This is a genomic window from Candidatus Fukatsuia symbiotica, assembly GCF_003122425.1.
GTDB classification, from domain to species: domain Bacteria; phylum Pseudomonadota; class Gammaproteobacteria; order Enterobacterales; family Enterobacteriaceae; genus Fukatsuia; species Fukatsuia symbiotica.
Genome location: NZ_CP021659.1, coordinates 1,729,987 through 1,743,992, shown reverse-complemented (window position 1 = coordinate 1,743,992; position 14,006 = coordinate 1,729,987). Strand labels below are relative to the sequence as shown.

8 protein-coding genes, 1 other RNA gene and 5 pseudogenes are annotated in these 14,006 nt (G+C 41.8%); 6 read left to right on the top strand and 8 right to left on the bottom strand.

Annotation, left to right across the window (positions count from 1 at the left end; all coding sequences use genetic code 11):
- Positions 1–129 precede the first annotated feature (129 nt).
- Positions 130–1,584: pseudogene (gene aspA, locus CCS41_RS08470) on the bottom strand (aspartate ammonia-lyase).
- Positions 1,585–1,963: 379 nt separating this feature from the next.
- Here aspA and CCS41_RS08465 point away from each other — a divergent pair.
- Positions 1,964–2,470: an FxsA family protein gene (locus CCS41_RS08465; RefSeq protein WP_072549760.1), complete on the top strand. Its 507-nt coding sequence runs from the start codon at positions 1,964–1,966 to the stop codon at positions 2,468–2,470.
- Positions 2,471–2,504: 34 nt separating this feature from the next.
- Here CCS41_RS08465 and ffs read toward each other — a convergent pair.
- Positions 2,505–2,601, bottom strand: an RNA gene (ffs, locus tag CCS41_RS08460) — signal recognition particle sRNA small type.
- Positions 2,602–3,019: 418 nt separating this feature from the next.
- Between ffs and nrdA the strand changes: the two are divergent.
- From nrdA to CCS41_RS08435, 5 genes and pseudogenes are all read left to right on the top strand, one after another.
- A pseudogene (gene nrdA / locus CCS41_RS08455) lies at positions 3,020–5,319 on the top strand (class 1a ribonucleoside-diphosphate reductase subunit alpha).
- Between the two features lie 15 nt (positions 5,320–5,334).
- On the top strand, positions 5,335–6,465 hold the full coding sequence (gene nrdB, locus CCS41_RS08450; RefSeq protein WP_072549762.1) for a class Ia ribonucleoside-diphosphate reductase subunit beta: 1,131 nt from the start codon (positions 5,335–5,337) through the stop codon (positions 6,463–6,465).
- A 4-nt stretch (positions 6,466–6,469) separates the two neighbouring features.
- Positions 6,470–6,730, top strand: a complete 261-nt coding sequence (yfaE, locus tag CCS41_RS08445; RefSeq protein WP_119797740.1) for a class I ribonucleotide reductase maintenance protein YfaE — start codon at positions 6,470–6,472, stop codon at positions 6,728–6,730.
- A 382-nt stretch (positions 6,731–7,112) separates the two neighbouring features.
- Positions 7,113–7,573 (top strand): annotated as a pseudogene (locus tag CCS41_RS08440) (beta-eliminating lyase-related protein); the annotation flags it as partial.
- Positions 7,572–7,844 carry a hypothetical protein gene (locus tag CCS41_RS08435; RefSeq protein WP_072549765.1) on the top strand — a complete coding sequence of 91 codons (273 nt, stop codon included), beginning with the start codon at positions 7,572–7,574 and terminating at the stop codon, positions 7,842–7,844. The pseudogene CCS41_RS08440 and the gene CCS41_RS08435, both read left to right, overlap by 2 nt.
- 302 nt (positions 7,845–8,146) lie before the next feature.
- On the opposite strand, the gene CCS41_RS15660 is transcribed toward CCS41_RS08435, so the two are convergent.
- From CCS41_RS15660 to CCS41_RS08410, 6 genes and pseudogenes are all read right to left on the bottom strand, one after another.
- On the bottom strand, positions 8,147–8,308 hold the full coding sequence (locus CCS41_RS15660; protein ID WP_162860034.1) for a hypothetical protein: 162 nt from the start codon (positions 8,306–8,308) through the stop codon (positions 8,147–8,149).
- The gene (gene glnB / locus CCS41_RS08430) at positions 8,292–8,630 is read right to left on the bottom strand and encodes a nitrogen regulatory protein P-II (protein ID WP_072549766.1); all 339 of its coding nucleotides are present in this window, start codon (positions 8,628–8,630) and stop codon (positions 8,292–8,294) included. The genes CCS41_RS15660 and glnB overlap by 17 nt, the downstream gene beginning before the upstream one ends.
- A gap of 8 nt (positions 8,631–8,638) precedes the next feature.
- Positions 8,639–10,287, bottom strand: a pseudogene (locus tag CCS41_RS08425) (NAD+ synthase).
- 40 nt (positions 10,288–10,327) lie between these two features.
- Positions 10,328–11,665, bottom strand: a complete 1,338-nt coding sequence (gene glrR, locus CCS41_RS08420) for a two-component system response regulator GlrR (RefSeq protein ID WP_072549768.1) — start codon at positions 11,663–11,665, stop codon at positions 10,328–10,330.
- Entirely contained in the window at positions 11,652–12,374 is a 723-nt protein-coding gene (qseG, locus tag CCS41_RS08415; protein WP_240313738.1) for a two-component system QseEF-associated lipoprotein QseG, read from the bottom strand. Before qseG ends, glrR begins: the two co-directional genes overlap by 14 nt.
- A 60-nt stretch (positions 12,375–12,434) precedes the next feature.
- Positions 12,435–13,867, bottom strand: a pseudogene (locus tag CCS41_RS08410) (sensor histidine kinase).
- Positions 13,868–14,006: the final 139 nt, after the last annotated feature.

Genomic DNA, 14,006 nt, shown 5'->3' with positions numbered 1-14,006 from the left:
AAGGCACGTAGCCTAGAACCTGTTCTAAATCTATTACGTTCACTGACATTTCGTGAAAAATCGGCTCAAAATGTCCAGATTTTTAGAAAGCCGATCTAACGTGCCTTTAAGCATTAATAAGCAGTCATTTTACTGCTTATTTTCATCGTTATAACGTTTTGCTTTTATAGACTGGGTTCATCAGGTTCTTGATAGAGAAAATATCATCAAGTTGTTCCTCAGTCAGTAATGCCAGATCCAACACCACCTCCCGTACACTCTTACCCGTTTCAGCACACATCTTACCCACCTTGTCACCATTATGATGACCAATGAATGGGTTGAGATAAGTAACAATACCGATTGAATTAAATACGTAGTGTTCGCAGATTTCTTTATTGGCGGTGATACCGTTAACGCATTTACTCAACAGGTTGTAGCACGCATTAGTAAGAATATGGATCGATTCAAACATGGCTTGACCAATGACCGGTTCCATGACATTTAATTGCAGCTGACCCGCTTCAGCCGCCATGGTCACACACATATCATTACCAATCACTTTAAAGCAAACCTGATTAACCACTTCAGGTATCACCGGATTCACTTTAGCAGGCATAATCGAAGAACCGGCCTGTAGTTCTGGCAAATTAATTTCGTTCAGGCCAGTGCGAGGACCTGATGACAGCAGACGTAAATCATTGCAGATTTTTGACAACTTAACAGCTAAACGTTTCAGCGCACTATGCACCATGACATAGGCGCCACAATCGGAGGTGGCTTCAATCAAGTTTTCCGCCGTGATACAAGGCAACTTACTCACTTCACAAAGCTTTTTTACCACTAGTTGTTGATACCCTTCAGGTGTATTCAAACCCGTACCGATAGCGGTCGCACCCAGGTTCACTTCTAACAAAAATTCAGCGGTACGATGCAAGTTTTTGCTTTCTTCTTTTAGTAATACCTGAAAAGCACCAAATTCTTGACCCAATGTCATGGGTACAGCGTCTTGCAATTGTGTACGCCCCATTTTCAGAATAGGCGTGAATTCTTGCGACTTCATACCAAAGCCTTTACTTAACAGGTCGATAGCATCGATCAACTTCATAATAGAGTTATAAACTGCAATACGAAACCCTGTTGGATAAGCATCATTAGTTGACTGAGACATGTTTACATGATCGTTAGGGCTAAGATGTTCATATTCGCCTTTTTTCTTCCCCATCAATTCCAGTCCAATATTTGCCAAAACTTCATTAGTATTCATGTTTAACGAAGTACCCGCTCCCCCTGAAAGACATCAACCTGGAACTGATCCATACATTTGTTCTCGTCCAATACCTCGTCACAAGCGTTAATAATGATCGATGCAATGTTGGACGGGAGGGTATGTAACTCCTTATTAGCCATTGCCGCCGCTTTTTTTACCATCACCATGCCACGAATAAACTCAGGCACATCATTGATTGTACTGTTGCTTATCTTAAAATTTTCAATCGCACGTAGAGTATGAATACCGTAGTACGCCTCTATGGGAACTTTTCTTTTACCTAATAGATCTTCTTCGAAACGAAACTCTTCTACGGGACAAGTGTGATTTGACATGAGAACCTTCTCTTGTGTGCTGTCTAATTTTCTGTGTATCAGTTAATTTTAGCCGTCATGCACAATAAATGCGCAGAGATGAATTGCTTAATTTATTGTTGGCATGATCATATGCTGCCTAGTAATAAATACGTTGAACTTAGATCACTATTATCGCGGTAATTAATTAGGATGATCTAATATTTGTGATTTTCTTCACAGTTAACTCAACCATTGACATAAAAAGAACGACCTTATCTTGAAAAATATTAAAGACGCCTCCACGTTACAGAAATTAACCTGAAGCAAGCCTCCAGTGTTTAGAGTATTTAGCTGTTTGCATTAGCATTTAGCTTGCTGGTGAGTGCTGAGTCGATTGCAGTTTCATAAGGAGAGTACGGTGCGTTGGTTACCGTTCATGTTAATATTTTCATTAGCTTATATAGAGATTTCTTTGTTTATCAAAGTCGCGGCAGCTTTGGGTGTGGCCATCACTCTGCTGCTGGTGATTTTTACCTCTTGCGTGGGTATTTCGTTGGTATGGAATCAGGGGGTAAAAACGTTGATACAGATGCAGCAAAAATTGGCAAAAGGTGAAAGTCCTGCTCAGGAAATGGTAAAAAGTGTTTCGTTGGTATTAGCCGGATTTTTACTGCTGATCCCGGGATTTTTTACCGATTTTCTTGGGTTGTTGCTGTTGTTACCACGGGTGCAAAAATTACTAACACTGAAATTAATGCCTTATTTTAACCTTTCCCGCTCTGGCACGGCGAATACATCGGGTAGCGGCAATATTTTTGACGGAGAATATCAATGCAAAGAGGATGACAGTGACAAAATAGAAGACCAAAAAAACAAAGACGGAGCTGACAAAAATCGCAACCCTAGAATAACAAATAAAGCCTGATCCCACTTATAAGGAGGAAGACAGAGGGCGGTAACTCCGCCAGCTACATCCCGGCACACACATCACTCGCTACGGCTGCTTCCTTCCAGACCTGACCGAATTCACGAGCTAGCATTGCGGGAGAACCAACAGAGCTACCATTGATCTGAGCGCTTATCGACTTCAGCGCGGGCGCGCATTATTAACTATGCCTTGGAAAATAGCAAGAGCTCTATGATTATAACCCGACTATTTTGTTATCCAAATCGGTGATATCAAAAAATCAGCGAAAAGATCACTAGCACAGAAGGCTTAAATGTAAAGACGCTAACCATTTGTAATCACATTATTTGTAGTCATTTGCTAAAAATTACCCCAAGTTTATCCACATAATCCCCTCATTTTGTTCACTTGCCAAAACGGCAAGAACACACTATCTTGTTATCACATCAATCCATAACCACCATATATTGTGTTTATAGACTAAGCAGTCCTTCCAACTCAGCTTTACCCCCCCCCTTCACCCGTGGAGGGCGGCGAGGTGTCAGTATTTTAAGGGTACAACAGCACATGAACCAAGGCTTACTTGTTACAAAACGTGATGGCCGTAAAGAACGCATTGATCTCGATAAAATCCATCGAGTGATCGAGTGGGCTGCAGAAGGCTTACGTAATGTCTCTGTCTCTCAAGTAGCATTACGTTCCCACATTCAATTTTATGATGGCATAAAAACCGCCGATATCCACGAAACTATTATTAAAGCTGCTGCTGATCTGATCTCCAGTGACGCACCGGATTACCAATATTTAGCCGCTCGCCTGGCGATTTTTCATCTGCGCAAAAAAGCCTATGGTCAATTTGAACCACCGTCGCTTTTTGACCATGTGTCAAAAATGGTTCAAATGAATAAATATGATCAACATCTATTGATAGATTACACCCCAGAAGAATTCGCCCAGATGGATACCTTTCTTGATCATTGGCGTGATCTCAATTTCTCCTATGCTGCGGTAAAACAGCTAGAAGGCAAATACTTGGTACAAAATCGAGTCAGTGGTGAAATCTACGAAAGCGCCCAATTTTTATATCTTCTTGTTGCTGCTTGCCTATTCTCCCGCTATCCACGAGGAACCCGCCTCGATTATGTTAGACGTTTTTACGATGCGATATCCACTTTTAAGATCTCGTTGCCGACACCCATTATGTCCGGTGTACGCACTCCCACGCGTCAATTCAGTTCATGCGTATTGATCGAATGTGGTGATAGTTTGGATTCAATTAATGCCTCGGCCAGCGCCATTGTAAAATATGTTTCGCAGCGTGCCGGCATTGGTATCAACGCGGGTCGTATCCGCGCACTGGGAAGCCCTATTCGCGGAGGTGAAGCTTTCCATACCGGTTGTATTCCATTCTATAAATATTTTCAGACCGCCGTTAAATCCTGCTCGCAAGGTGGGGTACGCGGGGGGCTGCCACACTGTTTTATCCATTATGGCATTGGGAAGTAGAAAGCCTGCTGGTGCTAAAAAATAATCGTGGTGTTGAAGGCAATCGGGTGCGCCATATGGATTACGCGGTACAGATCAACAAATTACTGTATCAACGCCTGTTAGAAGATAGAGATATCACCCTGTTTAGTCCCTCCGATGTGCCAGGGTTATACGATGCTTTCTTTGCGGATCAATATGAGTTCGAACGGTTGTATTTATACTACGAGCAAGATAAAAACCTTCGTCAGCAACGAATAAGAGCCGTTGACTTATTCTCTTCGATGATGCAAGAACGTGCTTCTACCGGCCGTATTTATATTCAGAATGTTGATCACTGTAATACACACAGCCCATTTGATCCCAAAGTAGCACCAATACGCCAATCTAACTTGTGTTTGGAAATCGCATTGCCCACTAAACCGCTAAATGATATCAGTGACGAAAAAGGTGAAATTGCCCTCTGTACACTGTCTGCTTTTAATTTGGGTGCGATTGATCATCTCGATGAATTGAAAGATTTGGCGACATTAACAGTACGTGCGCTCGATGCCCTACTCGATTATCAGGATTACCCGATTGCAGCAGCGCGTAATGGCTCGATGGGGCGTCGTACTTTGGGTGTTGGCGTGATCAATTTCGCTTATTATTTGGCGAAAAACGGTCTGGGCTATTCCAGTACTGATCCCGATCACAGTGCTAACAACCTGACGCATCGTACTTTCGAGGCTATTCAATACTATCTGTTGCAAGCGTCGAATGAGTTAGCGAAGGAAAAGGGTGCTTGCCAATGGTTTGCGCAAACCACTTATGCGCAAGGTCTGTTACCGATCGATACCTATAAAAAAGAATTAGACAAAATCTGTAATGAACCACTGCATCTTGATTGGGAGAGCTTACGCCAGAGTATTAAACAGTTTGGGCTACGTAATTCAACCCTTTCCGCACTTATGCCTTCAGAAACATCATCACAGATTTCTAATGCGACTAACGGCATTGAACCACCACGTGGTTACGTCAGTATAAAAGCGTCGAAAGACGGTATTTTGCGTCAGGTGGTACCGGAATATGAGCGACTAAAAGACAATTATCAGTTGTTATGGGATATACCGAATAATGAAGGTTATCTGCAACTGGTTGGTTTGATGCAGAAATTCGTTGATCAGTCTATTTCGGCAAATACCAACTACGATCCCACTCGTTTCCCCAACAATAAAGTACCCATGAAGCAATTGCTGAAAGATTTGCTTACTGCTTATAAATTGGGCATTAAAACGCTCTATTATCACAATACACGTGATGGGGCGGATGATGCTCAAGGAGATATGACAAGCAATCAAGTTGTTGATAACGACTGCGAAAGCGGTGCCTGTAAGATTTAATTGTCAGAGGAAGTTATGGCCTATACCACATTTTCGCAAAAGAAAAATGATCAATTAAAAGAGCCGATGTTTTTGGGTCAGTCAGTTAACGTGGCACGCTTTGATCAACAAAAATACGCCATTTTTGAACAACTTATTGAAAAACAACTTTCTTTTTTTTGGCGCCCAGAAGAAATTGATGTTGCTCGTGATAATATCGATTACCAAGGTTTGCCAGAACACGAAAAACACCTTTTTATTAGCAATTTAAAGTATCAAACCTTGCTTGATTCCATTCAGGGCCGTAGCCCCAATATCGCGTTATTACCGCTGATTTCGATTCCTGAATTAGAAACTTGGGTAGAAACCTGGTCATTTTCAGAAACAATTCATTCCAGATCCTATACCCATATCATCCGTAATATTGTTAACGAGCCTTCATCCATATTCGATGATATTGTCACTAATAAAGAGATTCTGAAACGCGCAAAAGATATCTCTGCTTATTACGATGATTTGATAGAGATGACCAGTTATTACCATTTGCTGGGTGAAGGAACCCATCAGGTTAACGGTGTCACTATAAAGGTGGATCGGCGTGCGTTGAAAAAGAAGCTTTATTTGTGTCTGATGAGCGTCAATGCATTGGAAGGTATCCGTTTTTATGTCAGTTTTGCCTGCTCTTTCGCCTTTGCAGAACGAAAATTAATGGAAGGCAATGCCAAAATTATTAAGTTGATTGCTCGTGATGAAGCACTCCATCTGACTGGGACACAACACATCCTTCATTTAATGCAAGGGGGTAAAGATGACCCCGAAATGGCAGAAATTGCCAAAGAATGCAAAGACGATTGCTATAAATTATTTGTTAAGGCAGCTGAACAAGAGAAAGAATGGGCGGAATACCTCTTCCGCGATGGCTCCATGATTGGCCTCAATAAAGATATTCTCTGCCAGTATATCGAATATATCACCAATATTCGTATGAAGGCTGTAGGGTTAGAGGCTCCCTTTTCAAACCGCAACGATCCGCTCCCGTGGATCAAGCCTTGGCTCTCTTCTGACAATGTACAGGTGGCACCACAAGAAGTTGAGGTGAGTTCTTATTTGGTGGGCCAAATTGATGCTGAGGTCAATGCCGATGACTTACGCGGTTTTGAACTGTGATCTCATGGCAAACTCTACCATTAACTTACATCAGAGTGGATCACAGCTTGATTACCCTGTTGACAGCAACAATTTGCTAGAAGCGCTGGAACAACATCAAATAGCAGTCGAGTATCAATGTCGCTCGGGTTATTGTGGTACATGCCGTCTGGTATTGCTAAAAGGCGAAGTTGACTATTTAACACAACCCCTGGCCCTTATTCAGGAAGGTGAAATATTGCCCTGCTGCTGTAAACCACGGGGAGATATTGCAATTGAGATTTAATGTAACCCGCTGATGGATCCTTCTGTGTCATTACCGTTTTCATTTTTTTATGTTTAAGGCAACGTTCAGTTGCCTTGGGATAAAATACGTGCTCTAAGCACAAGATACCCATAGTTAACACATGAATAAAATTAGATAGGCAAATTAAATAATTATTCTTTGTTATAAAAGTATTACATTTGAAATTATATATGTAATAAAATTAACATGTATCTTTATGGCTTTAGATAAATTATATTGTTACTGACATAATAATAATATTTTTAAAACATTAACAACCAATATATAATAGGATAAATTTGTATAGCTGATTGAGCAGGATATATTTAAAATATACAGAAATTTATCTTTTTTTTGCGTATCTTTTGAGGAGTAATTAATGATGTCTAATAAAGAGCCTTGTCGTATAGCAGAACCATTTCGCATTAAAATGGTTGAAAACATACGTAAGATTAACAGAGAAGAACGTGAAAAAGCGTTAGCAGCCGCTTATTATAATACTCAAAAATTAAACAGTGAAGAAATCTATATTGATTTGTTAACCGATTCTGGAGTCTGTGCTATGAGTGACACTCAATAGGCAGGACTGATTACAGGTGATGAATCTTATGCGGGCTCACGCAGTTATACACGGTTGTGTGAACAAGTAAAAAATTAATTAATTACCCTTATACCATTCCAGTACATCAGGGTCGTGGTGCTGAACAAATATTGTTTCCATGTTTAGTTAAAAAAAGTAAAAATAAAACACAATCTGACGTATATAAACCAACTTTTATTTCTAATTTTCATTTTAATACCACTGCTGAACACATTGAATCAAATGAAGAAAAGGCTATTAATGACAGATAACATAGAACCAATTCAAAATAAACCAATACAGGATACAGAAGCTAACTCATCAATAGAGGATTGTAATCTAGAAAGAAAGCCTCAATTAGCATTATTACGCTTAGCCATTCCACGAAGAATGTACACTAACGATCATATGGACTATGTTGCTGATGTTATAATCAATTTAAAAGAGATAAAAAATAACATTAAAGGGCTCAAAATTACTAATAGTCCAACTCAATTTCGCTTTTTCTTCGCAGAATTAAAACCTATAGAGTAATTCAATGACCGAAACAAAATACTTTATGAAGAAATGGAAGCTATTTTTTATCAATGATTTAACGAAAATAAACTGGCTTTTTTTATCCCGAACTCTACGGAGAGGGTTATTCACCTAGAGGGTAGAGTTGTTACGGTCAACATAATTGGCAGTCCAAAGTGCGCACTATATTGATTACGATAAAAACAATCTCTAAAAAGGTGTGTGGCTTGAGTTTTACTGTGAAGCTAAACAATTAAATGGTCTTGAGCGTTGCCAGTGCCGTAGAACACGAATTCAAGAACCATATTATTTGTGCTCTTCTAGTCTAGGTAAGGTTTGTTGATATCGACCGGCAAACTAAACGGACTCTCTATCAAGTTAAATTTGGCTTGCTCGACCATCTTCTTTGTCAGCAATTGAAAAATCCATCTCAGGGAATGACGCTTGCGTAACTCATCGATAAGGTTAAATAGCTTCTTCATCTTGTTCACCAGTACGGATGCGTACTACTTTTTCTATAGCGAAAACAAAAATTTTGCCGTCACCAATTTTGCCAGTCTGAGCAGTTTGCATAATAGTGGCAACGCAAGTTTCAGCGATGTCATCTGTCACCACAATTTCGATTTTTACCTTGGGTAAAAAATCGACCATATATTCAGCACCTCGATACAACTCAGTATGCCCTTTTTGGCGCCCGAAACCCTTTACTTCTGTCACTGTCATACCGGTGATGCCCACATCAGCTAAGGCTTCACGGACATCATCGAGTTTGAACGGCTTAATAATTGCGTCAATTTTTTTCATGGTTAATGTCAGGACTCCCAGTTTTTACGACCAAAACCACAGGTGATCGGATAACGTCGATCTTTACCAAAATCACGGCTGGTAATACGAGGGCCGATAGCGGATTGACGTCGTTTGTGTTCGTTGATATCGACCAATCGGATCACGTTACGTACCGTCGCTTCGTCATAACGGCCTGTGACATCACACGCGATCAAATCGGCAACAGACTCATCTCGCTCGATATAGCCTTCAAGAATGCCATCCAAAATATCGTAAGGGGGTAATTTGTCCTGGTCGAGCTGCTTAGGTGCCAACTCCGCCGAAGGAGGACGATCAATGACTTCCTGTGGGATCACTTTCATTACGCTAAGAGAATTACGGTATTCAGCTAATTTGAATACCAAAGTTTTCGGTACATCTTTCAGTACATCAAAACCGCCAGCCATATCACCATACAAGGTGGAATAACCGACAGCGAGTTCACTTTTATTACCGGTTGTCAATACAATACTACCGAATTTATTGGATAACGCCATCAACAACATGCCACGGCAACGCGCCTGTAAATTTTCTTCTGTAGTATCCACCGGTTTGTCTGCAAATAGCGGGGCTAATTGTGCCATAAAAGCATTGAACATTGGCTCGATGGAAAGTACATCAAATTTAATGCCTTGTGTTTCAGCCTGCTGTTGCGCACATCTTATGCTTAATTCTGACGTGTGGCGAGATGGCATCATCACGGCATGAACCTTTTCTTTACCCAACGCATCAACAGCAATGGCCAAGGTCAGCGCCGAATCTATACCACCAGATAAGCCAAGTAATGCGCCTTTAAAGCCATTTTTGCTGACATAATCACTGACTGCCATTACCAATGCTTGATATTCCCCGGCAAAGGGCTCGGTTGCACAGCCTACCGCGGGTTTCTGCATCGGTATGATATCCAGATCTTTTAGTTGACATAGGGTAGTTTGCTCAGCAAAGGCAGCGAGGTGGTGTGTAATTTGACCTTGTGCATCAAATACTTTCGAACAGCCATCAAAAATGAGATCATCTTGTCCCCCACCTGGTTGAGATAGACCAATGGCAATTTAGTACGCTGACAATGACCGACCAGTAGTTGATTGCGAATATAAGGTTTTTCACGGTGATAAGGGGAGGCGTTGATCGACAACAGTATTTCTGCACCTGCTGCTTTCACCGCATCCACTGGCGCAGGAGACCAAATATCTTCACAAATTAGCATCCCCAAGCGATAACCTTTTAGCTCAATGACACAACTTTGGCTACCTGGCGTAAAATAGCGTTTTTCATCAAAAACACCATGATTTGGCAGTGATTGCTTAAAATAACGATCAAGTAATTTCCCTGCTGAGAATACCGATAACGCATTGTATAATTTTTCGCCTTCACGCCATGGATGTCCTACCATAATGGCAATCTGCAAAGAAGCCTGCTGTAATAGTGGTAACTGATCGACACAACGCTGATAAAAATCGCTTCGTAATAAAAGGTCTTCTGGTGGATAACCACACAATGCCAGTTCAGAGAACATGACTAAATCAGCTTTTCCCTGTTGTTGAGTCACGATTTGCAACATACGCTCAGTGTTACCTTCAATATCACCAACCAACCAGTTAAGCTGGGCTAATACAATAGACAGTGATTTGCTCATATCGATTCCGATCCCTTCATGCGATAATTGTTAATAAACGTTATTCTTTAAAATCGTTGCTGTCTAGTTGATGACGTGCCAGAAATTTGTAAAACTCAGTACGGTTGCGTCCAGCCATATGTGCCGCCTGAGCCACGTTACCTTTGGTAATCTGTAAAAGCTTACGTAAATAATTCAATTCGAATTGATTACGTGCTTCAACGAAAGTAGGTAAAACGGTATTTTCCCCCGCCAACGCCTGTTCGACTAAAGCTTCATTGATAACCGGAGCCGATGTCAGCGCGACACATTGTTCAATTACATTCACCAACTGGCGCACATTACCCGGCCAGCGGGCGCTCATCAGCCGTTTCATGGCATCAGTCGAGAAATTACACACAAAAGGTTTATGCCGCTTGGCCGCCTGACGTAACAGATGATTAGCCAACAATGGAATGTCTTCCGATCGTTCGTTTAATGCCGGTAGATTCAAATTAACAACGTTTAAACGATAGTAGAGATCTTCACGAAATGTATTTCTGAGCATGGCTTTCGGTAGATCACAATGGGTCGCAGAAATAATGCGTACATTAATATCAATATCCTTATTGCTGCCTAGTGGGCGAACTTTACGTTCCTGTAACACACGTAATAATTTAACTTGCAAGGATAAGGGCATATCGCCGATCTCATCGAGGAACAAAGTTCCGCCTTGTGCGGCTTGAAATAAACCTTCACGGTGGCTCATGGCACCCGTAAAAGCCCCTTTGGCATGACCAAATAATTCCGATTCCAGTAATTGTTCTGGCAATGCGCCACAGTTGATGGCGATAAAGGCTTTTTTAGCGCGTGGGCTAGCAGCATGAATGGCTTGCGCCAACACTTCTTTGCCACTACCACTTGAACCATTGATCAAAACACTGACATCTGATTGTGCCACCATTCGCGCCTGTTCCAGCAAACGTAACATTAATGGGCTGCGAGTGACGATATTTTCACGCCATGTTTCCTCACCCAGTGGATGCGACAACTCAAGTGCGGCATTAATCGCCTTGTATAAGGCGTCACGATCGACCGGTTTGGTAAGAAAACTAAATACCCCTTGCTGAGTCGCCGCCACTGCATCAGGAATAGAGCCATGAGCTGTCAAAATAATGACCGGCATTCCTGGCTGGAATTTTTGCACTTCAGCGAAGAGTGCCATGCCGTCCATCTCGTCCATCCGTAAATCACTGATAACCAGATCAACTCGCTCTCGTATCAATAAACGCAAAGCCTCTTGACCATTTTCCGCTGTTGCGACCTGAAATCCTTCACTTCTTAAGCGCATACCTAGCAGTTTTAACAGGCTGGGATCATCATCGACCAGCAGTAATTTGGCTGTTTTACATGCTGTCATCCGATTGGTGCTCCTTATTGAGGACAGGTAGTGTTGTGGGATCTGTTGTAGGTGTTGTTTGAGTGGATGGTTTTGTTTCTACCCGTAAGGTATTCTGCAACTGTTTTCGGGAAGAAAGCTGGCGTTCAATATCTGTCAAATTCTCCAGTTTATTTTTGGTATTCTGCAGGTTGTACTTAAGCTGTGCCAGATTTTCACGGAGACGATCAATCTGGTTATCTGATTCGTTTTGCAAACGTTGATAACGGATCCGTGCTTCCGCTAAAGCGATCTGTAACATTTGCCGTTTATGCCATAGCTGGACTAACTGACGGACGGTGTTAGGGATCAATGGGCTGTAATCTTGTAGCTGTTCAACAATTTTTCTCCGTTCGTCTAATGCAGGATCGGCGTTAGCAATCAAAATGCCTTGTTTAAACGCGGTTGACCAAGAAATATTCGATAAATTGTTCGCTAGACTACGTGCTTGTATTGATCTTAGAGGTTCGGCACAATCCATTGCCTGTAACCAAAATGATGGATTTTTCAGCGTTTTTTTATCATCGAGACTCCATAGCATATCGCATTGAGAGACATGTTCATCGATAATCTTATTTTCTGAGGTATCCGATTCGGTTTGGGAAGTACTGCCATCGACAATGTGGCCCGTACATCCATTCAACAAAAGCGGGATCAGTAATAAACGTAACGCAAATGCAGTTTTTTTCAAAAAGCGGTTAGCAAACCATCTGTACATTATCTTATGTTACTCTTAGTTTATATTCTCAGCTTAATTTTCAGAGCGCAATGGCAATTCAATACGGAAACAGACTGCTGCATAATCCACTGTGACCAGTTGCAGACTGCCTTGCATACGTTTGATGCAATCTTGAGCGATACTCAGGCCTAGCCCACTTCCCTTAACTGCTCCTTTACGTTGATGACTTCCCTGAAAAAAAGGTTCAAATATCATGGTTTTTTCTGTTAGAGGAATGGCATCGCCACTGTTAGCAACATCAATTTGTATACGATTACCTAATTTCCGGCTGCATAGCCAAATATCACCGGATCCTTCACCGTAGTGCACTGCATTGGAATAGAGATTATCAAGCACACGTATTAACAGTGTCGGTTCTGCCCAACAACTCTCAGTTTGTAGATCCACTTGGGTACGGATCATTTTCGCGCGCGCAGGAAGACTGTGGGCAGCGATCACTCTATCCATTATCGTTGTTAGCTGAATATTCTCATGTTTTCCCGAGCCATCCGCCCATTTACGATTATAATCTAAAAGTTGTTCGATGAGTTGCTGTAAATGGCTGCTGCTGTTATCTAAAATCGCCACTATTTCTTTTTGATCCTGAGTCAATGACCCCGCGACTTCATCTGCCAGCAACGCTGTTCCTTCACGCATACTCGCTAGGGAGTTTTTAGTTCGTGTGAAATATGTCGCAGGAATTCATGTCGTTGCGATTCCAGCCAGGCTAAGCGTTCACTTAACCAAAGGATGCGTTGTGCCAATGAACGTAGTTCACTGGGTCCGGTAAATAACCGTGTATTTTCCAATGAACGTCCCTCCCCAAGGTAATTAATCATCCTCTCTATTCCCTTAACGGGATCAATAATCATACGAGTAAACAGTATGACTAACATCACACTGAGCAAAAACAGCAACAGCGACTGCCAGCCAAAAAACTTTCCGCGTGCGGCGATATCTTGTTGTAATTTCTGGCCACGTGCGAAAATGACGTCACGAGTAGCTTGCCCCATTTCAGCATTAGCATGGGAAAATTTTTCTAATTGTATCGATGCTTGAGGCAAAGGTTCACTGTGTTGACAGTGTATTTCAGTTAGCTGGTCGAATAATTCACGTAGAGTCTGATAATAACGGGTATCGGGTAAAATAGTTGCGTGGGTATTTAGCATCTGATCATACTGCTTACGTTGACTCTGATAGAGTGTCGCGAGGGTTACATCATCTAGTACGCAGTATTGACGATAGCTACGCTCCATTTCGAGGGCGATACTGGTCATTGCTTCACTACGTCGGGCATCTGCTAGCACTGTGTGGTTAATATCCGCTGCCTGGCTACTAAGATGATCCAAGCTTTGGTAGGCTTGATACGCCAACACCAGTAAAGGCAGTAGCACTAACAAGAATGCCATCAAGACTAACTGGCGTAACGAACGTGGAAATAAGCGCACTTTTTTTAACAAAATCATCTGATTAGCTACCGATGTTACCCTGTCCTTAAATTTTGAGTCCCATACATCAGGGTGGAAAGACCTTTTGCGACCTCTTGAGCCTATTCGAAATCTCTTGTGCTCGCCGTATTTTGGTCAAGTAATTCGTCAAAAACGT

Bases quoted from the DNA above. Each gene is read 5' to 3' on its own strand.
- yfaE (WP_119797740.1), top strand. From the start codon at position 6,470: ATGGCAAACTCTACCATTAACTTACATCAGAGTGGATCACAGCTTGAT.
- CCS41_RS08435 (WP_072549765.1), top strand. From the start codon at position 7,572: ATGACAGATAACATAGAACCAATTCAAAATAAACCAATACAGGATACA.
- glnB (WP_072549766.1), bottom strand. From the start codon at position 8,630: ATGAAAAAAATTGACGCAATTATTAAGCCGTTCAAACTCGATGATGTC.
- CCS41_RS15660 (WP_162860034.1), bottom strand. From the start codon at position 8,308: ATGAAGAAGCTATTTAACCTTATCGATGAGTTACGCAAGCGTCATTCC.
- nrdB (WP_072549762.1), top strand. From the start codon at position 5,335: ATGGCCTATACCACATTTTCGCAAAAGAAAAATGATCAATTAAAAGAG.
- glrR (WP_072549768.1), bottom strand. From the start codon at position 11,665: ATGACAGCATGTAAAACAGCCAAATTACTGCTGGTCGATGATGATCCC.